At 47.7% G+C, this 21,078-nt stretch carries 22 protein-coding genes; 5 read left to right on the plus strand and 17 right to left on the minus strand.

All coding sequences use genetic code 11. The features are described 5' to 3' along the window. Positions 1-252 precede the first annotated feature (252 nt). From EDI29_RS02630 to kduI, 7 genes are all read right to left on the minus strand, one after another. Entirely contained in the window at positions 253-1,542 is a 1,290-nt protein-coding gene (locus tag EDI29_RS02630) for an ABC transporter substrate-binding protein (protein ID WP_137739609.1), read from the minus strand. Positions 1,543-1,557: 15 nt separating this feature from the next. Continuing rightward, complete coding sequence (locus EDI29_RS02635; protein WP_137739610.1) at positions 1,558-2,685, minus strand: ABC transporter ATP-binding protein; 1,128 nt, start codon at positions 2,683-2,685, stop codon at positions 1,558-1,560. Between the two features lie 13 nt (positions 2,686-2,698). Further along, entirely contained in the window at positions 2,699-3,604 is a 906-nt protein-coding gene (locus tag EDI29_RS02640; protein WP_039480553.1) for a carbohydrate ABC transporter permease, read from the minus strand. Further along, the gene (locus EDI29_RS02645; protein ID WP_039286676.1) at positions 3,597-4,487 is read right to left on the minus strand and encodes a carbohydrate ABC transporter permease; all 891 of its coding nucleotides are present in this window, start codon (positions 4,485-4,487) and stop codon (positions 3,597-3,599) included. Before EDI29_RS02645 ends, EDI29_RS02640 begins: the two co-directional genes overlap by 8 nt. Before the next feature lie 45 nt (positions 4,488-4,532). Next, a complete protein-coding gene (pelW, locus tag EDI29_RS02650) occupies positions 4,533-6,164 on the minus strand; it encodes a pectate disaccharide-lyase PelW (RefSeq protein WP_137739611.1) in 1,632 nt (543 codons plus the stop codon). 272 nt (positions 6,165-6,436) lie between these two features. Further along, positions 6,437-7,198: a 2-dehydro-3-deoxy-D-gluconate 5-dehydrogenase KduD gene (gene kduD / locus EDI29_RS02655; RefSeq protein ID WP_005968850.1), complete on the minus strand. Its 762-nt coding sequence runs from the start codon at positions 7,196-7,198 to the stop codon at positions 6,437-6,439. A gap of 81 nt (positions 7,199-7,279) precedes the next feature. Next, entirely contained in the window at positions 7,280-8,116 is an 837-nt protein-coding gene (kduI, locus tag EDI29_RS02660) for a 5-dehydro-4-deoxy-D-glucuronate isomerase (RefSeq protein ID WP_137739612.1), read from the minus strand. A 365-nt stretch (positions 8,117-8,481) separates the two neighbouring features. On the opposite strand from kduI, the gene EDI29_RS02665 reads away from it, so the two are divergent. Next, entirely contained in the window at positions 8,482-8,814 is a 333-nt protein-coding gene (locus EDI29_RS02665; RefSeq protein ID WP_005968848.1) for a cupin domain-containing protein, read from the plus strand. Positions 8,815-8,901: 87 nt separating this feature from the next. Here the strand turns inward: EDI29_RS02665 and hxpB are convergent, their stop codons facing one another. Beyond that, entirely contained in the window at positions 8,902-9,567 is a 666-nt protein-coding gene (gene hxpB / locus EDI29_RS02670) for a hexitol phosphatase HxpB (protein ID WP_137739613.1), read from the minus strand. A gap of 285 nt (positions 9,568-9,852) precedes the next feature. On the opposite strand from hxpB, the gene EDI29_RS02675 reads away from it, so the two are divergent. After that, positions 9,853-10,401 (plus strand): YniB family protein, encoded by a 549-nt coding sequence (locus tag EDI29_RS02675; protein WP_137739614.1) that lies wholly within the window; start codon positions 9,853-9,855, stop codon positions 10,399-10,401. Positions 10,402-10,490: 89 nt separating this feature from the next. On the opposite strand, the gene EDI29_RS02680 is transcribed toward EDI29_RS02675, so the two are convergent. The 5 genes from EDI29_RS02680 to EDI29_RS02700 all read right to left on the minus strand — a co-directional run bounded on the left by EDI29_RS02680 (position 10,491) and on the right by EDI29_RS02700 (position 15,115). Next, positions 10,491-11,351, minus strand: a complete 861-nt coding sequence (locus EDI29_RS02680; RefSeq protein WP_137739615.1) for a fructosamine kinase family protein — start codon at positions 11,349-11,351, stop codon at positions 10,491-10,493. A 245-nt stretch (positions 11,352-11,596) separates the two neighbouring features. Then, positions 11,597-12,454 (minus strand): metal ABC transporter permease, encoded by an 858-nt coding sequence (locus tag EDI29_RS02685; RefSeq protein WP_137739616.1) that lies wholly within the window; start codon positions 12,452-12,454, stop codon positions 11,597-11,599. Further along, positions 12,451-13,314: a metal ABC transporter permease gene (locus EDI29_RS02690; protein ID WP_107170588.1), complete on the minus strand. Its 864-nt coding sequence runs from the start codon at positions 13,312-13,314 to the stop codon at positions 12,451-12,453. The genes EDI29_RS02685 and EDI29_RS02690 overlap by 4 nt, the downstream gene beginning before the upstream one ends. After that, positions 13,314-14,204, minus strand: coding sequence for a manganese/iron ABC transporter ATP-binding protein (locus tag EDI29_RS02695; RefSeq protein ID WP_107170587.1), 891 nt, complete (start codon positions 14,202-14,204; stop codon positions 13,314-13,316). Before EDI29_RS02695 ends, EDI29_RS02690 begins: the two co-directional genes overlap by 1 nt. Next, positions 14,201-15,115 carry a metal ABC transporter substrate-binding protein gene (locus EDI29_RS02700; protein WP_137739617.1) on the minus strand — a complete coding sequence of 305 codons (915 nt, stop codon included), beginning with the start codon at positions 15,113-15,115 and terminating at the stop codon, positions 14,201-14,203. Before EDI29_RS02700 ends, EDI29_RS02695 begins: the two co-directional genes overlap by 4 nt. A 940-nt stretch (positions 15,116-16,055) precedes the next feature. On the opposite strand from EDI29_RS02700, the gene EDI29_RS02705 reads away from it, so the two are divergent. The 3 genes from EDI29_RS02705 (at position 16,056) to rlmA (ending at position 17,360) form a co-directional block, all read left to right on the plus strand. Next, positions 16,056-16,172: a DUF2627 domain-containing protein gene (locus EDI29_RS02705; protein ID WP_015730422.1), complete on the plus strand. Its 117-nt coding sequence runs from the start codon at positions 16,056-16,058 to the stop codon at positions 16,170-16,172. A 41-nt stretch (positions 16,173-16,213) separates the two neighbouring features. Further along, positions 16,214-16,423, plus strand: coding sequence for a transcription antiterminator/RNA stability regulator CspE (gene cspE, locus EDI29_RS02710; protein WP_005968829.1), 210 nt, complete (start codon positions 16,214-16,216; stop codon positions 16,421-16,423). A 106-nt stretch (positions 16,424-16,529) separates the two neighbouring features. Then, positions 16,530-17,360 carry a 23S rRNA (guanine(745)-N(1))-methyltransferase gene (gene rlmA, locus EDI29_RS02715; protein WP_137739618.1) on the plus strand — a complete coding sequence of 277 codons (831 nt, stop codon included), beginning with the start codon at positions 16,530-16,532 and terminating at the stop codon, positions 17,358-17,360. A 262-nt stretch (positions 17,361-17,622) separates the two neighbouring features. Here the strand turns inward: rlmA and mntP are convergent, their stop codons facing one another. The 4 genes from mntP to EDI29_RS02735 form a co-directional block, all read right to left on the minus strand. Then, complete coding sequence (mntP, locus tag EDI29_RS02720) at positions 17,623-18,195, minus strand: manganese efflux pump MntP (RefSeq protein WP_137739619.1); 573 nt, start codon at positions 18,193-18,195, stop codon at positions 17,623-17,625. A 426-nt stretch (positions 18,196-18,621) separates the two neighbouring features. Beyond that, positions 18,622-19,080, minus strand: coding sequence for a DUF986 family protein (locus EDI29_RS02725; RefSeq protein ID WP_137739620.1), 459 nt, complete (start codon positions 19,078-19,080; stop codon positions 18,622-18,624). Positions 19,081-19,363: 283 nt separating this feature from the next. Continuing rightward, positions 19,364-20,206 carry a PTS mannose transporter subunit IID gene (locus tag EDI29_RS02730; protein ID WP_137739621.1) on the minus strand — a complete coding sequence of 281 codons (843 nt, stop codon included), beginning with the start codon at positions 20,204-20,206 and terminating at the stop codon, positions 19,364-19,366. Between the two features lie 14 nt (positions 20,207-20,220). Continuing rightward, complete coding sequence (locus tag EDI29_RS02735) at positions 20,221-21,018, minus strand: PTS mannose/fructose/sorbose transporter subunit IIC (protein ID WP_010299942.1); 798 nt, start codon at positions 21,016-21,018, stop codon at positions 20,221-20,223. Positions 21,019-21,078: the final 60 nt, after the last annotated feature.

The following is a 21,078-nucleotide window of genomic DNA, read 5'->3' on the forward strand; positions in this document are numbered from 1 at the left end:
ATATTCCCTACTGGTTAGGATGATGCTTAATACTTTATTTCGAAAGGCGCATTATGCTTTTTGGGACAAGTTCTATTTTATTTATTATTAAACTACGTTCTGTGATCGAGATCGTCTTGAGTAACAAAAAGTAAAATAGGGTTTCAAATTGTGAGGGAGATCGAGTTGAATATAGTGGATGTTTTAATTTAAATGAAAAAATCCCTGCCGGCGGTGCGGCAGGGATGAATTACAGAGTAAATCGAGTACTACTTATTTCATTGCGCGTTTCAGAATACGCTCAGATTGACGCTGGAAGTATTTCGCTGCGTCTTCAACAGATTTCTGACCGTAATCGATAGACTGAATGGTATCACCAAACAGAGAAACGATTTGCGGATCGTCGAAATAAGGAGAAACAGCAACGTCATGTGGCAGAGACAGCGCCAGTTTCAACCCGGCAACCGCTGGTGCATCATCTTTGATGACGCCATCAGCAGTCAACTGAGCAACAGCCGCTTTACTCAACGGAACACCACGTTCCAGACCCAGAGCCTGAGCACCTTCTTTGCTGTTCAGCAGGAAGTTGATCAACTGAGCAGACTCTTTAGGATACTTCGTCGACTTACCGATAGACAGCATCTGTGCAGGTTTGAAGAACAAGCCGGCATCTTTCGCACCTGGCAGCATTGGGTAGCTACCCAATTCCAGTTTTGCTGGTGGTTGCAGGTTGTCAGAGTACTTAGTGATGGTGGAGTTCCACATGTAAGTACCAGACCATTCACCATTAATCCATGGCTTCATCTCATACATGTTGCTCTTGCCGAAAGAGGCATAGTACTTCGCATCAGGCATGACATGGCTGTCGATCAATTTCTTATACATGCCAAAGAATTCAGCCCATTGCGCATCGCTGTAGGCGAATTTCTGAGCTTTTACATCAATGGCTGAAATGTTGTACTTCTGAACCATATAAGAGTTCAGCAATGCCAGAGAATCCTGGTGTTCCAACACGATAGGGTAGTATTGGTCGCCCAGTTTTTCTTTGAACACTTTACCGGCGTTCAGCAGCTCGTCCCATGTTTTAGGATATTCCAGACCCGCTTTTTTCCAGCTTTCGGTGTTGAAGTAGAACACACGAGCAGTAACAGAAATTGGAATACCGTTCAGTTTGCCGTTGACCGTGGTGTTTTGCAGCTCTTTTGATTCGAATTGGGTCAGATCCAGAGAATCTTTAACTTTATTCAGATCATAAAAACCATCGCCGTTTTTAGAGAAAATCGGCAGCCAGTTCCAGTTGGTCTGCATCACATCTGGCTCGGTGTTACCGGCAATCTGTGTTGTCAGACGAGACAGGTGACCGTCCCATCCAGTGTATTCCGCTTTCACGGTGATGTTTGGGTGTTGCTTATGGAACTCTTCAATAGCCTTGAGCGTCTGTTGGTGACGGCTGTTGCCGCCCCACCAGGACATTCTCAATTCAACATTATCAGCGGCTAACGATGGCATTGCCACTAACGCCAGAGATGAAGCTATTAACGTGTGTAGGATCGCTTTTTTCATCGGTTACTACTCCTGTTAAAGAGAGATATTTTTTTCTGTTTTTGCATCAAAAATATGGCATTTTTCCATGTCGAACTGGAAATATACCGGACGATGCAGTCCCTTCTCGATAATCAGCCGACCTTCGTCATAAGGAATGCGGCTGGTTAATTCAAAGCCATCGACTTTAATGTACATAAAGAATTCGTGACCCATGTTTTCTACGCGAACCAGCTCACCCTGTGAGTGGCTGCCTTCAAATGGCGTATCTGACACGGAAACATAGTCTGGGCGAACACCGAAGAATACGTCTTGTCCGATATAGCTGCGGACTTTATCTTGTTTTTCAGCATTTAACACCAGCGCGTTATTACCCACAACAACGCCAATCTGACCGTCTTTTTCGACCAGTTTGCACGGCTTAATGTTCATTTCTGGTGAGCCAATGAAGCCAGCAACAAACATGTTGACAGGGAAGTGGTACAGGTTGTCCGGCGTATCGACCTGCATGATGTGACCGAGTTTCATCACGCAGATACGGTCACCCATGGTCATTGCTTCAGTCTGATCGTGGGTAACATATACCGTTGTTGCTGCTTTACCGCTTTTCTTCAATTGCTTATGCAGGTCGGAAATACGGATACGCATGGAGGCACGCAGTTTGGCATCCAGGTTTGATAACGGTTCGTCAAACAAGAACACATCCGGCTTTTTAACGATGGCGCGGCCTACGGCCACACGCTGTGCCTGACCACCAGACAGCTGGCGCGGCAGACGATCCATCAGGTCTTCCAGTTCCAGAATCTTGGACGCTTCAGCTACCTGCGCTTCAATTTGATCTTTAGGCAATTTGCTCAGCTTCAGGCCAAACGCCAGATTCTCTTTTACCGTCATGTGAGGGTAGAGCGCGTAGTTCTGGAACACCATCGCAATCCCACGCTCTTTCGGCGCCAGATTGTTAACAACGCGTTCACCGATGCGAACTTCACCACCGCTGATGGTTTCCAGACCCGCTAACATACGCAGCGTTGTTGATTTCGCACAGCCAGATGGGCCGACGATAACCATGAATTCACCGTCTTTAATGGTCAGGTCGATGCCATGAACCGCTTTAAAGCCGTTGGTGTATACTTTTTCCAGTTTATTGAAAATAACTTCAGCCATGATAAATCCTCTATTAACCTTTAATTCCGCTGCTGGTCACGCCTTGTACGAAGTAACGCTGTGCCAGGAAGAAAACAATAATGGATGGCAGAATGGAGATGCTGGACATGGCCAGAATTTCATTCCACGGAGCGCCTTCAGTAACGTCGATAGACATTTTCAGCGCCAGCGCAATCGGATATTTATCCACGCTATAGACATAAATCAGCGGACCGATGAAGTCGTTCATTGACCACATGAACTGGAACAGCGCAACAGAGATGATGGCTGGTTTCAAAATCGGCACGACCACATACCACAGCACCTGGAAGGAGTTACAGCCATCAATCTGGGCAGCTTCTTCCATATCACGTGGTACACCACGCAGGAACTGGATCAGCATGAACACAAAGAACCCTTGTGTTGCAAACGCCAGCGGCAAATACAGTGGTAGATAGCTGTTCAGCATGCCCATTTCACGGAACATGAGGTACTGCGGAATCAACAGTACGGTGCTTGGCAACAGCATGGTGGTAATCAGCGTTGCAAACCAGAAATTCTTCCACGGAATGTCAAAGCGAGCGAAGCCATAAGCCACAATCACTGAGGAGATGACGGTCAGAACCACTTTCGGAATCACATACTGGAAAGTGTTAATCATGTAGTGACCGAAGTTATATTCCGTACCGGTTTTCCAACCGTTGACGAAACCGTCCCATGTGGCGTGTTCTGGCCACAGACCCAGTGTCGTGAATATCTCATGGTTCGGTTTGAACGACGCTGAGAACATCCACGCAAGTGGGTAAAGCATCAGCAAGCCAACGAACAGCAGAACCACGTAACGGATGGTGGCACTGAGTTTCTCTTTACGCAGCGTACGGCGTACTTCTGCAGCGGCAATTTCTTGTGCTGTAGTCAGGTTTGAATGCATGTCAGCCATTTTTTCCTCCTTTATCAGCGGAGTAGAACACCCAGTATTTCGACGACTTAAAGGAGATAGACGCGAATACCGCAACAACCAAGAACAGAACCCATGCCAGTGCAGCACCATAGCCCATATCAAAATACTTGAACGCTGTATCATAGATATAGAGCGAGAACAGGTAGGTGTAGTGCGTTGGACCACCGCCAGTGATGACGTAAGGTGCCGTAAACTCCTGGAATGCCTGAGTGGTCTGCATGATAAAGTTAAAGAAAATAACTGGCGTAATCAGCGGTACCGTTACTTTCAGGAACATTTGCCATTTGGATGCACCGTCGATCATGGCGGCTTCGTACTGTGATTGCGGAACGTTCTGCAATGCAGCAAGGAAGATAACCATGGCGGAACCAAACTGCCATACGCGCAGCAGGGTTACCGACATCAGTGCCAGCGAAGGTTCGCCCAGCCAGTTGATAGCGTCAAAGCCAAATACGCCGAGGAAGCTGTTCAGCAAGCCATCGATGGCGAACAGAGCACGCCACAGAACGGCGATTGCCACGCTGCTACCCAGAATAGAAGGCACATAGTAAGCAGTACGGAAGAAACCGATACCACGTAATTTGAAATTAAGTACAAACGCAATTAACAGTGCGAAGATTAATTTCAATGGAATGGTCAGAAATACATAGGCAAAAGTGACGCCCATTGATTTCCAAAAAAGATCATCTTCCATGAACATACGGTGATAGTTTTCTAGCCCCGTAAATTCAGGTGGATTTATCAAATCATACTCAGTAAAACTGAGGATAAATGACGAAACAAAGGGGAAAGCGGTAAAAACTATCAGCCCTATAATATAGGGGGAGATATAGGCTAACCCCAGCATTCTGTTTTCATTCATAATGCTTACCTATTTGTAATTGTGAATCATTAAAAAAATATAAAATCAAGCCGTTAATAACTCTGGATAAATTAACTCCACGTCATAAACAATTCTATTTTCCCCGTTAACGCAAAAATCACCGTGAACATATCCACCTTGCGTCAAGAACGGTGGAATAGCGTTTAATTTGTTGCGACAAGCGGCAACGAAAGTCAGTAAAGCCAGCGGATAAGTATCATCCAGACGAACATAACGATGCTGTGCAGAGCGAACAAACAAGCCATGATGGAAGTGTTGTTCAAACAGAACGCTCGCTAACTGCGCGGCGTAATGTGCCCAGGATTCTGATTGTTTGTGATCGGCCAGTTCAATAACGGTCAACAGAAGCATTGGACTGGCGATGTGCTGAATATTTTCTTTGTTCAGCCGCGTCAGCATGGTGTTAACCAGTGCATACAGGTCTTCATCGCCGCTCAGACGATAAGCACGAACCAGCGGTAATAAATAATCGCCTTCTAATGCAAACGGTTTTAATTCTGTTCCCGCTTTGCCGTAATAGCCATCGCGTTGAAAACGGTAGCCTGTCATGTCTTGACCGTTGTTCCACATTGGACGCAGCGTATTGCTAGTGACATCGTAGGCATACTGATAATAATTTTTTAACCCAGAAATCACCCAATCCAGCATTTCAGCATCAGGCTGGGTGCGGAGGATATCCAGCATTGCCAGTGGGTTATCAATCAGCAGTGGGCGCATATCACGGAACAGCACATTAGCTTCACGCGCAATTTCGCCGAACTCTGGGCCAAACTGGCGTTGAGCACGATCGCCAAACCAGGATTGTGTCTGGTTATCATCTTCCGGTACGGGTTGACGCTGTTGTGGTGAGCTGAACTGATACACCGGCATACCGGTTTCTGGGTTGCGAGCCAGAACATATTGGCGATAAAGGTGTTTACCCCAAGCCGCGGCATGACTATCACCCGTGTATTCTGCGTATTTGAATGCGGCGTAAATCAGATCAGTGCCAGCATTAACAAATGTCAATCCTTTCGTTAATGGCAGAGCAGGCCACTTTGCTGGATCGACGACGTCATGACGGTTATGCAGGAACACATTAGGATCGCGTTTTTTGCTGTAATCGCCGTGGCGACCCAGATCCAATGATTCCCAGTTTTCAACGTGCGCGTTCCAGAAGCCCTGAAAGAAATTCAGCGTCTTTTCCGCATTAACACGATGCAATAGCGAATAATAAGGCAGGTGATGCTTTAATTCATGCACCTGAGCTTTGGACTCTGGTCCTTCGCCTTCTAAGGTATCCAGATTAATAAAGCGGTGGCCGCCCCAGTAGAACAGGCCGCTATTATTATCAACAAAGTGTTCAAGGAAATACTCGCTTTGTGCGATAGCGTATTGTTGATAACTATCATCATCGGTAACGACGCTCATAGCGCACAGTGTTCTTAGCCAATTCTGCTGGCTGGCAAAATTAGAAATAGGTGCGCTATGGCCATCAGGGAATTGCCATACTACAGGCGCATAATTTTCCACATCAAAGCCATCGGCCAGTAATGGCGTTGGTTGGCTCAGGCTACGACCTTTATCCTGTACGCAAGCTATGTGGCTATCAAGTGCTGCAACCCATTCGTCGAGCTGCGATTTCCTGCTGGTGTATAAGTTTTCAAAAATACTCATGGAGTACCTTCTTATGGAACCGTGGAACAGTTCCTTATAAATAGAAACACTGTTTTGATTGATTATATTGCGCTATTAACCTTGCCGTCATGCACGCAATCTCGAAAGTGTGATCAAAGTCGGAACGTTGTTTTGATTTTTTTTAAGAAAGGATTCTGGCAGGAGAAAGAATGATGAGAAACGAAATAACAAATTGAAAAATAAATAAAAAGCACAACCGAAATTGTGCTTTTTATCGCAAATTGGCGAAATGCCGCTAAGAAAAATTACACTTAGCGAGCCAACCAGCCACCGTCAACGGCAATCGTGTAGCCATTGATATAGTCAGATGCGCTGGATGCCAGGAAGACGGATGGGCCCATCAGATCCTGTGGTAAACCCCAACGGCCAGCGGGGATACGATCCAGAATTTCTTTGCTACGGTCTTCATCGGCGCGCAACTGCTGGGTATTGTTGGTTGCCATGTATCCTGGAGCAATCGCATTGACGTTGATGCCGTGTTTTGCCCACTCGTTAGCCAACAGACGGGTCACACCCATAACAGCGCTTTTTGATGCGGTGTAAGAAGGCACGCGGATACCGCCCTGGAAGGACAGCATAGAAGCGATGTTGATGATCTTGCCGCCTTTACCTTGTTTGATGAACTGGCGCGCAACGGTCTGAGACATAAAGAAAACGCTCTTAATGTTCAGGTTCATGACGTCGTCCCAGTTTTTCTCGCTGAACTCGATAGCATCTTCGCGACGAATGATGCCGGCGTTGTTGACCAGAATGTCAACGTGGCCAAATTCAGCAACGGCTTTTTCTACCAGTTCGGCATGACCAGATACATTGCTCATGTCAGCAGTCAGACTGAGGAAACGACGTCCCAGCGCAGTGACTTTTTCGATGGTGTCTTTCGGTTCAACGATGTTGACGCCGACGATATCGCAGCCTGCTTGCGCCAGACCGATAGCCATACCCTGACCCAAACCGGTATCACAACCAGTGATAAGAGCAACTTTACCTTGCAAATCAAAAGAATTTAAAATCATATCTATAATCTCTCTGTAAGCGACAATACTTAGTCGTTAGCTGTTACTGTAGGGAACGCCGGTAATTCCGGTTGAAAGCGATTAACGTAACTCGCTAACCTTGACGTGATCCATGTCATCGAAAACTTGATTTTCGCCAACCATGCCCCAGATAAAGGTGTAGCGTCTGGTGCCAACACCGGAATGAATTGACCAGCTCGGTGAAATCACCGCCTGCTCGTTTTTTATAACTATGTGACGGGTTTCCTGTGGCTGCCCCATCATGTGAAAAACGGCCGTTTCTTCATCCATATCGAAATAGAAATAGACTTCCATCCGGCGCTCATGCGTATGACAAGGCATGGTGTTCCACAGGCTGCCTTCAGCCAGCTTGGTTAATCCCATTGTGAGCTGGCAAGTCGGCAATACATCAGGAACAATGTATTTGTTAATTGTGCGACGATTACAGCTGGCATCTTCTCCCACGGTTTGTGGCGATGCGTCAGCCTGGGTAATCTTGCGGGTAGGGTATGCGGTATGTGCTGGCGCACTGTTGTAGTAGAACTTGGCTGGGTTAGCCGCATCGGCGCTGGTAAACTGCACGTCTTTTACGCCCATACCCACATAGATAGCTTCTTCATTACCTACGTCATAGCGTTCACCATCGATCGTCACGATACCTGCACCACCAATGTTGATGGCACCGAGTTCGCGACGCTCAAGGAAATAGCTGACGCCGAGCTGTTTGCCTACCTCAGTGCCAATGGTTACAGCACGGTGTACAGGCATGATGCCACCGACGATGATTCGGTCGATGTGGCTATAGGTCATCGTGTAGGCATCGGCAGAAAAAATCTGTTCGATAAGAAATTCACGACGCAGGCCAGCGGTATCTAGCTGCTTCGCATGATCGCTGTGAATGCTTTGACGAACTTGCATTTCTTAGCCTCTCTTTCAGAGAAAAACAAAAATCAGGCGTTGTTCCTGAACAGGAATCATTCCTGGCGAAAGCGCCGGGCGAAACAGATGATGTTGCGTGGCAGTGACAACGTCACCTATTTCTCAACATGCCCGGTTCTTTCTTGTTATGCGGGATGATAGTTTGGATGGGATGTGAATTCAATAAAAATGAAATAATGTTTTATTTATTTCTTGAGGGCCGTCATGGTTTTGCTTATTTTATGTTTCTTCTGGTACTGATGTGGCTAAAATGTCGCAATCCATAGTCATACACTCGTTGTCGTGCACAGTTTGTTGACGCAATAGAAGGTATGGGCAATAAAAGCGTTAGAGGAGAGATGATGATGAGAAGATACTTTATTGATGATGAAACGCCATGGGAAGAGCTGGGTGGTGGCATTAAACGTAAAATCATGACGTGGAGCGACGAGCTGATGATGGTTTACGTGCACTTTGATAAAGGTGCGATTGGTACGCCGCACTTCCATGAAATTCACGATCAGATTGCTTATGTTGCTGCTGGCAGTTTTGAAGTGGAGATCGAAGGTGATAAACGTATCCTGAAAGCAGGCGACGCCTATCTGGCGGTGAAACCCGAGATGCATGGCGTGGTTGCGCTGGAAGATGGCAGCGTTCTGATCGATGCTTTCTCGCCTAAGCGCGCTGATTTCCTGTAATGCCTCAACGCGTGGCCGGTATAGAGTCGGCCACGCTTTCGTCATATCCCGCGATTCCTACCGTTCTATTCTTCTACTTTTCTGTCCCTATACCAGATGCTCAGCAGCCAGTTGATTCAGTGAATCCAGCTTATAGTCGGCCAACACCCAGCGTGCGTCAGCACGAAATTCAGTCTGTGGAATAACGATGGAGCGCATACGCGCCGCTTTGGTTGCAATCATGCCATTCACCGAATCTTCCAGCGTAACGCACTGTGTAGGAGAGACGCCGAGTCCGTTTGCTGCATTTAAATACACGTCGGGATGAGGTTTGCTATACGGCAATGTTTCGGCCGACATCAGGACATCAAAGTAGCGATCCAAGTTAAACATGCGCAGCACCTGTTGCTGCATGTGAAGCGGCGAAGCAGAAGCCAGTCCAATTTTAAGATTCAGCTTACGACACAGTTGCAGAGCATGCTCTACGCCGGGCAGGAGCGGACGCTGCTCAGCAACGAGTTCGATGGCACGATCGATAATACGACGGACGACGTCATCTCGACTCGGTGTCGCCCAAGGAGAACGTTGATACCAGAGTTCGACCACCATATCGATGCGTAAGCCCAGCGTATCTTTCATTGATTCTCGCAGTGAAATATCGACGCCTAGCGAAGCGATAACTTCCAGCTCTGCCTTATCCCACAGTGGTTCTGAATCAATTAGCAGCCCATCCATATCGAAAATCGCTGCTCGTATAGAAGAATCAAAGGACATACCACGGGCTCCGTCAGCAAAGAAAAGAATATTTAATGGTAAACTATACCCCAAATAAGTCGAGTGGCAGGATAAAACGCTAGCATTTTGAACAACCAGCGGTCCATGCAAGGGCTGAGTTATAGCCAGCACAGGCAACTTGAAGCAGAGTAGGTGGCAAATTGCTATTGTGGCTTATCTGGCGGTGCGGGAGATAAAGTATTGACTGCACGTAAACTTACAGTAGGCTACCCGTCGTACTAAAACGATATATTATCGATGTTGCGTCGCTAAGAAGGGGTTCTCATGACGTATCAACAGGCTGGCCGTATTGCCGTGATTAAACGCCTTGCCGGATGGATACTTTTTATCCCCGCGCTGCTTTCAACTTGCGTATCGCTGGCTAACTATCTCTACGCCTATACTCAGAAAAAACAGGGTATCGATGCTGTACTTCTGGATTTTCTGCATTTAATGGTCGACATGGTGCGCTTTAATACGCCTTTCCTGAACATTTTTTGGTTCAATTCGCCAATTCCGGATTTTACGCGCTTTTTCAGTGCAGCTACGCTGATGTTTTGGCTGATCTACATCCTGATTTTTATTGGCCTTGCGTTGCAGGTTTCGGGTGCCCGGATGTCTCGTCAGGCGAAGGCAATTAAAGAAGGCATTGAAGATCAGCTAATTCTGGAAAAAATGAAGGGAGAAGATGGGAACACGCGCGAGACTCTGGAGTCACGTGTCATTGTTCCAACGCATACGATATTTGTGCAGTTTTTTCCGCTTTATATTCTGCCGCTAATTATCGCGGGTATTGGTTATCTGGCGTTGCGCTTATTAGGATTGCCAGTCTAAGTGACGCTCTGGCGCGGAGATCGCGCCAGACGCTGAAGCCTCTTTTCTGGCTTAGAGTAAACTTCCGGGTTTTGAGCAAACACCTTGCCTTAAATCAAAAGCTGCCGTTCGATGAGCTGCTGCGCTTCAACAATATGTTTGCCGCCGAAAAGATTGGCGCGGTTAAGCAGATAGTAAATCTGGTAAATCGGCTGGCGTTCGATAAAGCCTTTGTCCAGTGGCCATACACTCTGGTAACCATCATAAATCTGCGCCGGTAGAGCGGGATAGCGTGGCAGCATCGCTAAATCACACTCTCTGTCCCCCCAATAACAGGCCGGATCGAACAAATAACTGCCATCCTGACTATTTGCACAATTATCTGGCCACAGATCGCCGTGCAAGAGTGAGGGTTGGGGTTGGTGCCCAGCCAGACGTTCCTCAACGCGCGCGATCAGCGTTTCAATGTGGCCAAAATGCATTCCTTTTTCCGCCGCCAGTTGTAACTGCCACCCAATGCGCTGTTCGGCAAAAAAGGTCGCCCAGCGCCGCTGCCAGCTATTTGGTTGCGGCGTTGTCGAGAGGTCATTATCAAAATCCAGCCCAAACTGTGGTTGATCGCTCCACTGGTGCAGGCGTGCTAACTGTTCGCCCAGACACCACGCGCTGTGGGCATCCAACGGTTTGACAGGCAGATATTGTAGAAGCAAGAAGCTGTGATCGCGTGAACTGCCGACACCGTAGACGGCTGGCACGCGCACGGTATTACTGCGGCTCAGTAAGTGAAGCTGATCGGCTTCAGCGGTGAACTTGGCTAGCATTTCACGGCTATCGCATTTTACGAAGACGTCATGCTCGCCGTAGCGGACGTACCAGGCTGGATGTATTTCACCGCCGGACAATTCGCGATGTTCCTGAATGTCCGCTGCACCGTGATGCTCTTCCAAAAGTCGGCTGATAGCTTGCCACATAAGGTCATCCTCCCGTTGATGTTGCTGATACCCTGCTGTTCACTGGGGTGATTCGTTTACGGTAACCCATTGAGCGCAATAAAAATGGAATCTACAGCACAGTGATGGCCGATCTATCGATAGAGATAGGCAAGTATAGTCGGAATTAAAAATAACGAGGTTAGGATGACGCCCAATCCGTTAAATAATGGGGTAACCGGCAGTTGTACTCCGGTTACCCCATGTTGGCGCTGAGAAGCAAGGCACTACAGCGCATCAGTGACAATCTGGGATGCTGCTTGGCGACGTAGTTTGAGCTGGTGGTAAGTTAAGGCTAATGTGAAGAACAGCGCTTGAACGATGACGATGCAAGGGCCAGTCGCTCCATCGATGTAAAAACTGATCAGGGTGCCAGCAATACAGGAAATGACGGAAACCAGTGTGGCAACAAGCACCATATAATCGAAGCGCTTGCAGATCATAAAAGCAATGATCCCAGGTGCAATCAGCATCGCGATCACCAAAATAACGCCGACGGCCTGTAATGATGCGACGATGGTCATTGCCAGCAGGCTCAGTAATCCGTAGTGCAGCAGCTTAACGGGCAGGCCAATGACGCGGGCATGATTGGGATCGAAGCAGTACAGCATGAAATCTCGCCGTTTTAACAAGATGACAGCCAATGTCACCCCTGCAATCAGTAATATTTGCGTCAGTTCTTGCTGAGTGATGCCTAGCACGTTACCAAACAGAATATGGTTCAGGTGCTGATCGGTATCGATGCGTGCAAACATGACGAGCCCCAGCGCAAACATGCCGGAAAAAATGATCCCCATTACCGTATCTTCTTTGACTCGGCTGTGCTCTTTTACATATCCCGTCGCTATCGCACAGAAAATACCGGAAACAAAAGCACCGATAACTAGCGGAATCCCCAGTAGAAACGCGACAACGATACCAGGCAACACGGCGTGCGAAATGGCATCACCCATTAGCGACCAGCCTTTCAGCACCAGATAGCAGGATAATACTGCGCAAACTGTACCGGTGACGACGGCGGCGAGTAATGCTCGCTGCATGAACGGATAAGACAGGGGGTCGGTTAGCCAGCTAATTAGCATCATAAAGCATCTCCTGATTGATCGCGTAATCGCAGGCGGCGTGATGCCAGTAACCCATGCTTGGGAGCAAAGACAAACGCCAACAGGAAGACAACGGTTTGCAACGTGACAATCACACCGCCCGTTGCGCCATCAAGGAAAAAGCTCAAATAGGCTCCCACCGCACTGGTTAGTGCGCCGAGCACAATGGAAATCACAACCAGACGACCAAACCGATCGGTAAGCAGGTAAGCCGTGGCTCCTGGCGTAATCACCATCGCGATAACCAAAATCGCGCCGACGGTTTGCAAGGCGGCGACAGTACAAGCGCTTAGCAGCGTAAAGAAGAGAATTTTTAGCTTCAGCGGAGAAAGGCCAATCGAACGCGCATGGTTCTCATCAAAAAACACGGCCAGTAAATCTTTCCACAGTAAACAGAGAATCACGAACGTTACGCCAATGATGATCTCAACTTGCAGAATATCTTCGTCGGCAATCCCCAAAATATTACCGAAAATGATGGATTGCACGTTAACGGATGTTGGATTGAGCGAAATAATCAGCAGACCGACAGCGAAAAACGTTGAGAAAATAAAGCCGATAATTGCATCTTCGCGCAATCGGGTAATGTGACGGATAAGGGTCATCGCCAGCGCGGCTAGCATACCAGTAAAAAATGCGCCGGCGGCGTAGGGCAGGCCCAAGGCATAAGCACCCGCGACGCCGGGGACGACGGAGTGTGAGAGTGCATCACCCATCAGCGACCAGCCTTTCAGCATCAGGTACGCCGAAAGAAAAGCGCATACGCCACCGACAATAGCGCTGACCCAGATCGCTTTGACCATGTAGTTATAGCTGAATGGCTGTAGCAGGATATCGATCATCAGGGCTTTTTCTCCTCCGGTATCGTGCGTGATGCAGGAGGGTCACTTTTGGTCGAACCATAGAACACCGCTGGACGTTCATCGTCGGTCAATACGGTCACTGAACGAACGTCATCGTCATCGTGAAGATGTGATCCCCCGAGGTTGATATGCCGCAGGACGCCCCCGAACGTTTTCTCCAAATTACTTTGGGTAAAGGTGCTGTGCGTCGGTCCAGCGGCTAGCACTGTGCGATTGACCAAAATAACATTGTCGCAAAACTCTGGAACGCTGCCGAGGTTATGGGTTGCTACCAGAATCAAATGTCCTTCATCGCGCAGAGTGCGAAGTAGCTCGATGATGGCATTCTCTGTTTTGACGTCTACCCCCGTAAAAGGCTCATCCAATAGTAAAACACTGCCTTGTTGAGCCAGCGCACGGGCTAGAAAGACCCGTTTTTTCTGGCCGCCGGACAACTCCCCAATTTGGCGATGTTGCAGCGTCGACAGCCCGACGCGTTCCAATGATTCCGCCACAATGGCGCGATCTTGTTTACTGGGTATACGTAGGAAATTCATCCGTCCGTAGCGTCCCATCATGACCACGTCGGCAACCAGAACGGGAAAATTCCAGTCGACGTCTTCTGTTTGCGGAACGTAGGCAACCAGATTTTGTTTCAGCGCCTGGTAGATGGGTTGCTGATTGAGCAGAACCTGTCCTGAGGTTGGCTTGACTAATCCCATGATGCTTTTGAACAACGTGGATTTTCCACTGCCATTTACGCCGACTAAGGCGCAAATCGTACCGCCTGTCAGAGAAAAGGAGGCGTGGCGAATAGCCTGATGCCCGTTGCTGTAAGTAACCGAAACATCATTGACTTCTAATGACTGTCCTGCTCGATCACCACTCATTGATTAAATCCTTTCGCGATAGTTTCCACCGTCACTTGTAACAGGTCGATATAGGTTGGCACAGGACCTTTTTCTGTCGACAGCGAATCAACATACAGCACGCCGCCATATTTCGCGCCCGTTTCCTTGCTGACCTGTTTTGCTGGTTTATCGGAAATCGTGCTTTCACTGAACACCACAGGAATCGCCTTTTCACGCACGGTATCAATCACCCGGCGCACCTGCTGCGGTGAACCTTGTTCATCGGCGTTGATTGGCCAGAGATAGACTTCACTGAATTGATAATCTTTCGCCAGATAGCTGAATGCGCCTTCACTGGTGACTAACCACCGCTGCGACTCTGGGATACGGGAGAGGCGCTCACGCAACGGTGCATCGAGAGCCTTAATTTTTTCAGCATAGGCTTTGGCGTTACGGTTATACGTCTCCGCATTGGCCGGATCGGCTTGAACCAAGCCTCTGCGGATATTCTCAATATAGATTAACGCATTGGAAGGGGACATCCAGGCATGTGGATTCGGATTGCCATTATAGGCACCCTCGCGAATAGGGAGAGGGGTGATACCTTCTGTCACCACGACGGCGGGCACGTTTTTTACATTTTCAAAAAAGCGCGTGAACCAGCGCTCAAGGTTCATACCGTTCCACAGCACCAACTGTGCAGACTGTGTTTTAACAATATCGCGCGGTGTCGGTTGATAATCATGAATCTCTGCACCCGGTTTGGTGATGGATTCGACGGTTGCGGCATCACCTGCTATGTTTTGTGCGATATCCTGAATAATGGTAAAGGTGGTGATTACTTTTAGTTTTTCAGCCGCCTGCGCGGATGTGCTGGCTAAAAGCAGTAAGGCGCACGGTAGCGCAATACGGCGGAACAAGGCAGATAAAGGGGCGTGAAAACCAATCATGCAGATATCCTTACAAACCGTGGAAATGTCACTTGAGAATAATTATCAATATCATTTAAGTCAAGAGGCAAAAAAACACGGAGAGTCAGTATTCGAGAGGGGCTCATGAGACAAGCAATCGCTGTTTGCTGACTTGTCGTATGTGCTTGTGCAGATAAGGAACGCATCATGCTCCTTTTGTAACAAAAATGTTGCTTTAATTTAATGAATCGTACTTAAGGTTACAATGAAAGTCTAACGGTAACGAGGGCGAACTGTCGTGTGGCTATACATAGATATACACATGGTTAAATTTACGCCAGAAAAAGGGAAAAATCTGAAGTAACCTTAAAAATATCGTGGTGGCTGCCGATAAACCATAAAGAATGTGAAAGATGTCTCTATTTTTATATGAAAGGACTGTGAATTGTATGAGCACAAAATCAGAGCGACGCTGGAAATTGGCGAGTGTATTTTTATTGACCTTCTTGGTGGCATTATTAGTTCTGCTGGTTCAAACAAGTTAATTTCTGGTGCAACGAGAGGCTAGATAATATCTATTATGTAATGAATTAATGCAAAGGATATAGATAGCATAAAAATGATAATTGATTTTAAACATTGATATAAGCGTAACTGACGTGGGTCACGCTTCTCGTTAATGTTCAATCTCTCTTGATGGTAGAAGGCTAATTATAGCTTTTTGTTATGACTACTGGTCTGTTGTGCCAGAAATGCGACATTTGTCGCGTATTTTGTGCGTAATAAAATCTGAAATGTACTTATTGTGTAATGTCAGAACTGGCTTGTTAATATAGGCGTCAGTGTGCGCTATCGTGTATTAATGAATCAGTGATGATGTGAATTTGTGCGGCGTGTCCATGACTGGTAAAAAAGGCCTTGCCATCGTTTGCATAGTGTGTAATAACGCTTCTGGGTAAAACGAGGTACAGTTCTGTATATGAATGGCATTTTCAGTAAAGAAGACTTAGGTACAACCTTTAGCGTTGCATGCTACTTCTCTGCCGATCCTTATCTTAGTGCCTCAAGCAGTAACGACTTTGGTTTGTCTGTATAACGCCTTTTGGGCGGTTTAAACAATTAAAGGAAATATTTGAAATGGCAAAGATTAAAGGTCAGGTTAAGTGGTTCAACGAGTCTAAAGGCTTTGGTTTCATCACTCCTGCTGACGGCAGCAAAGATGTATTCGTACACTTCTCTGCAATTCAAGGCAACGGCTTCAAAACTCTGGCTGAAGGCCAGAACGTAGAGTTCGAAATTCAGGATGGCCAGAAAGGTCCTTCTGCAGTAAACGTTACTGCGCTGTAATTTACAGCTCTGTTGCAAAACCCGCCATGGTGCGGGTTTTTTGTTGTCTGCGTTTTATCTGCACCTGTAATGCAATGAAGACGTGTTTAATGAGGAAAATGTGCCGATGAGTTATCAGTGTCCGCTATGCCAGTTACCTCTGGAGCGACACCCGCGGCAATGGACGTGTGGTAAACATAGCTTTGACTGTGCGAAAGAAGGATACGTTAATCTGTTGCCGGTACAGTTTAAGCGCTCAAAACAGCCCGGTGATAGTGCTGAAATGATGCAGGCACGGCGCAGTTTTCTGGAAGCCGGTCACTATCAACCGCTACGTGATGCTGTTGCACAACATATTGATAATATTGTGCCGGATGACGCATCAGCACTGCTGGATATCGGCTGTGGCGAAGGGTATTACACTGCAGAGTTGGCCCATCGTCTCATATCGCGCAAGACGATGGCGATATATGGACTGGATGTTTCCAAAGCAGCGATTCAACGTGCGGCAAAGCGGTATGATAACGTTGAATTTTGCGTTGCATCCAGCCAGAGGCTACCTTTTCTCGACGCATCTCTTGATGCTGTGGTGAAAATCTATGCGCCGTGCAATGACGCAGAATTACAGCGCACGGTTAAGATTGGCGGTTGGGTGGTGACGGTGTCTCCAGGGCCGCGGCATCTTTATCAGTTGAAGGCAGAGGTCTACGATGAGGTGTTATTGCACCCGTGTAAAGATGAAGTACTCGCAGGTTTTCAGCTTATGGATCAGCAAACGCTCGCGTATCCGATGCGGCTAGCTGGGAATGACGCTGCGGCACTATTGCAAATGACCCCCTTTGCCTGGCGAGCTACACCTGACGTGAGCGAACGGTTGCAGGCAACCACGCAGTTTAGTTGTGAAACGGATTTTATTATCCGTTTGCATCAGCGTGTTGATTGCGGTGCGGTAGCGTAATCGAGAAGAATAAAAAACGGGCAGTGCGATAATCGGGCTGCCCGTTGATGTAAGTCTTGTTTTAATACCCTAAATAATTCGCGTTGCGTGAAGGCGGCAACCGCACGACAAATCGGTCTTACCGATTTGAACAGCGCTAGCGCTGGCCCGAAGGGTGAGCTTCATTTATGAGGCTCATTAATCCCCAGGAGCTTACACAAGTAAGTGACTGGGGTGAGTAAGAGCAGCCAACGCACAAGCAACGTGAAGTATGACGGGTATATCAGGCAGAGTAGCCGAGGTGCTCGTACAGGATATTACAACCGATACCAATCAGAACCAATCCACCCATAATTTCTGCTTTTTTACCGAGAATCGGACCGATATAGCGTCCAATCATCATCCCAAGCGTAACCATAATCATGGTGGCACAGCCAATGACCATCGCGGTATGGAAAATATTAACCTGAAGAAATGCTAAACCGACGCCAATTGCCATAGCATCCAGACTAGTGGCAACCGCTGTGCAGATTAATAGTGCCAGGCTATGGTTTTTGACTTTTTCGCAGCGACAATCTGAAGAACCCTTGAACCCTTCAATGACCATGCGGCCACCGAGAATCAATAACAGCGTAAAAGCAACCCAATGATCCCATTCGAGAATATATTGGCTGGCAAAAAAACCGAGCGCCCAACCGATGAGTGGGGTAATGGCTTCGATAACGCCAAAAATGAGGCCTGTGCGTATCGCATCACGAAAACGGGGATTATGCAGGACGGCACCTTTACCGATTGACGCGGCGAAGGCATCCATTGACATGCCAAATGCTAGGATAAGTGTTGCTGACGTATTCATTGTAAAATAGCCTCGGCTGGACGATTAACCATATACACGCAGATCATCCCCAACCCGAATGACGATACTACGTGTCTATGGTCTCGCCTGCCAATCATGCTTGGCCGCCCGCACCACGTTTTATGCTCCGATAATATGGAGATAGAACGAGTATGTTGATACGAGCATTTCTGACCAGTTACTATGAATATTGGCTAATCAGAAATCGGCTACTCCCCAATGACGGCGCAACCTTACCATATTATTTATGTTGCAAACAACACCAAAAGTTTTAAGTGTTAACAATGCAATTGATAATTATTTTCATTTACTCATTAGGGATAAAAAATCGTATAAAATAACGTCAAGATTGTTGTGGTTAAATTGTCATCGAGATAGAGAGGGCATATTGGGAACTATTTAAATAATTTGAATGATAATTTTATTTCATTGATTGTTAATCATAAATTTATATATTTTTTCTAAATCATCGAGCTGTGTAACCTGTATCAATAAACGACGTTTTTCAAGTTCGATGACCAATACGCCATCCTCAGATAAATTCATATTCTTAATTTTGGTATAAGGAATGAATATATTTGCATAAAAGAAACCGGTTGGTTTAAAAATCAGTTTGGGGCGGCGAATATAGGCCAGGTAGCATGCCATGAAGGCCAGTGAAATCAAAAGATAGGTTGTGATAACAGCGCCATTATTCATCACATTTTGATAAATAAGAATACCCACTAAGCCGATAAAAATCAGAGTGTCGAGTCGATTGATCCGCTTCAGGGGGATGAGGAGTTGTGTTTTCCCTTTGAGTTTATCCATGATGAATTCATCATAGAGGGAATAAATCAGTGCTAAAACTATCAAGCCCACCAGCGTGATATCTGTCATCGTCATCCGTATTACCCCTGTCCGTTGCGCCTCCGTTGATAAAGGCGAGTCGGGCACACATTGTGCCCGACTAATATACCCGTAATACTTCAAGCCGCAGGTGCGTTGGCTGCGCTACTCAGCACACTTGCGTGTGCCTCGCCCCGTTGGGGCCGCTGCAAGCAGCGTTCAAACCTGCCTATGGCATGGCAGGTTTGTCACTCACCCGAATCACTTACCTGAGTAAGCTCATCGGGACTCCCTCTCTTGCCGCCTTCCTGCAACTCGAATTATTTGGGGTATATAAAGATTATACGCCGAGCAGACCGATCCAATATCCAAAGATACCAATGGCAAAGAAGCCCATAATCAGCCACAGCGCGTTCACCTTACGCCGCAATAGCCACATGCAGCCAAACGTCAGCAGTAGTGGAACGAGCCCCGGCATGAGCTGATCAAGGATGGATTGAACGGTGGTTACCGTCGTTTCCCCGTTCTGGTTCGTCACTGTCGACACCACCATCGGAATGTTGACGTGAGTCCATTTATTGACCAAAGCGCCCATAACAAACAAACCGAGAATAGATGCCGCCTCGGTCATTTTTTGCAGGAAGCCGCCGCCCATATCGCTAACGATATCGATCCCTTTACGGTAGCCGTAAGCGACGCCATAGTAGCGCACCAGCAGGCGAACCAAATTGAACAGGAGGAAGAAGAGGACAGGCCCTAACAGGCTGCCGCTCATGGCAATCCCTGCACCCAGCGCAGCGAACACCGGACGGGCAGTGCCCCAGAATATCGGGTCGCCGACGCCAGCCAGTGGCCCCATCAGCCCGACCTTCAGGCCGTTTATTGCCGCGTCGTCAATCGGAGCGCCATTTGCGCGCTGCTCTTCCATTGCCATTGTTACGCCGAGTATCGGGGCGGCAACAAAAGGCTGCGTGTTGAAGAACTCCAGATGGCGCTTGATCGCCTGTTTACGCTCTTCCGAGTTTTCAGGATAAAGACGGCGAATTACCGGCACCATGGAAAAACAGAAGCCGAGTGCCTGCATACGTTCAAAGTTCCAGGAGCCTTGAAATAGGTTGGAACGGATAAACACCGCGCGGATGTCGCTGTCAGTGAGCTTTTTAACCTTCGTATTTTCGACCATTTTTCTCACTCCTGTTAATCCAGTTCGTTATCAAGGTTGTTATTGCCTGATGAAACAGGCTGGCCTTGAACCTTGTTATATTTCGGGCTGAGCTGGATATACAGCACCGCCATCACAATACCGATTACGCCCAGCGCCACCAGGTTGAACTCAGTGAACGCGGCGGTAACGAAGCCGAGATAGAAGAATGGCATCAGGTAGCCTGCGCGCATCATGTTGATGACCATCGCATAACCGACGACGACAATCATCCCACCGGCGATATTCAGGCCGTTGGTGACAACCTCTGGGATGGAGTTGAGCAGGGCGTGAACGGCGTCAGTACCGACGGAGACCGCGACAATAACCGCAGGAATCGCAATACGCATGGCTTGAAGCAGTAGCGCGGACACGTGAATCCAACTGATGGCCGTCAGGTTACCTCGCTCTGCCGCGCTGTCTGCTGCATGCTGAAATGCGACCGTGATGGTACGAACAATGATGGTTAATACTTGCCCGGCGGCAGCGAGCGGAATCGCCAGGGCAATCCCGGCACCAATTCCCTGACCGCCAGCAATAACCAGAATGGTTGAAATAATAGAAGCCAGTGCCGCATCGGGTGCGACTGCCGCACCGATGTTCATCCAGCCTAATGCGATCATCTCCAGCGTACCGCCAATAATGATCCCGGTTTTTAAATCACCTAATACTGCGCCAATTAGCGTACAAGCGACGAGTGGACGGTGGAACTGGAATTCATCGAGAATCGAACCCATCCCCGAAACACATGCGACGAGAAATATCAGCACAATTTGAAGTGTGGTAATCTCCATCGTACTTCTCCTATAAAATGTGTCTGAGTAAAGTAAATCGCCATCCCCATTGATTTTCTA

The organism is Pectobacterium polonicum, assembly GCF_005497185.1.
Taxonomy (GTDB): Bacteria; Pseudomonadota; Gammaproteobacteria; order Enterobacterales; family Enterobacteriaceae; genus Pectobacterium; species Pectobacterium polonicum.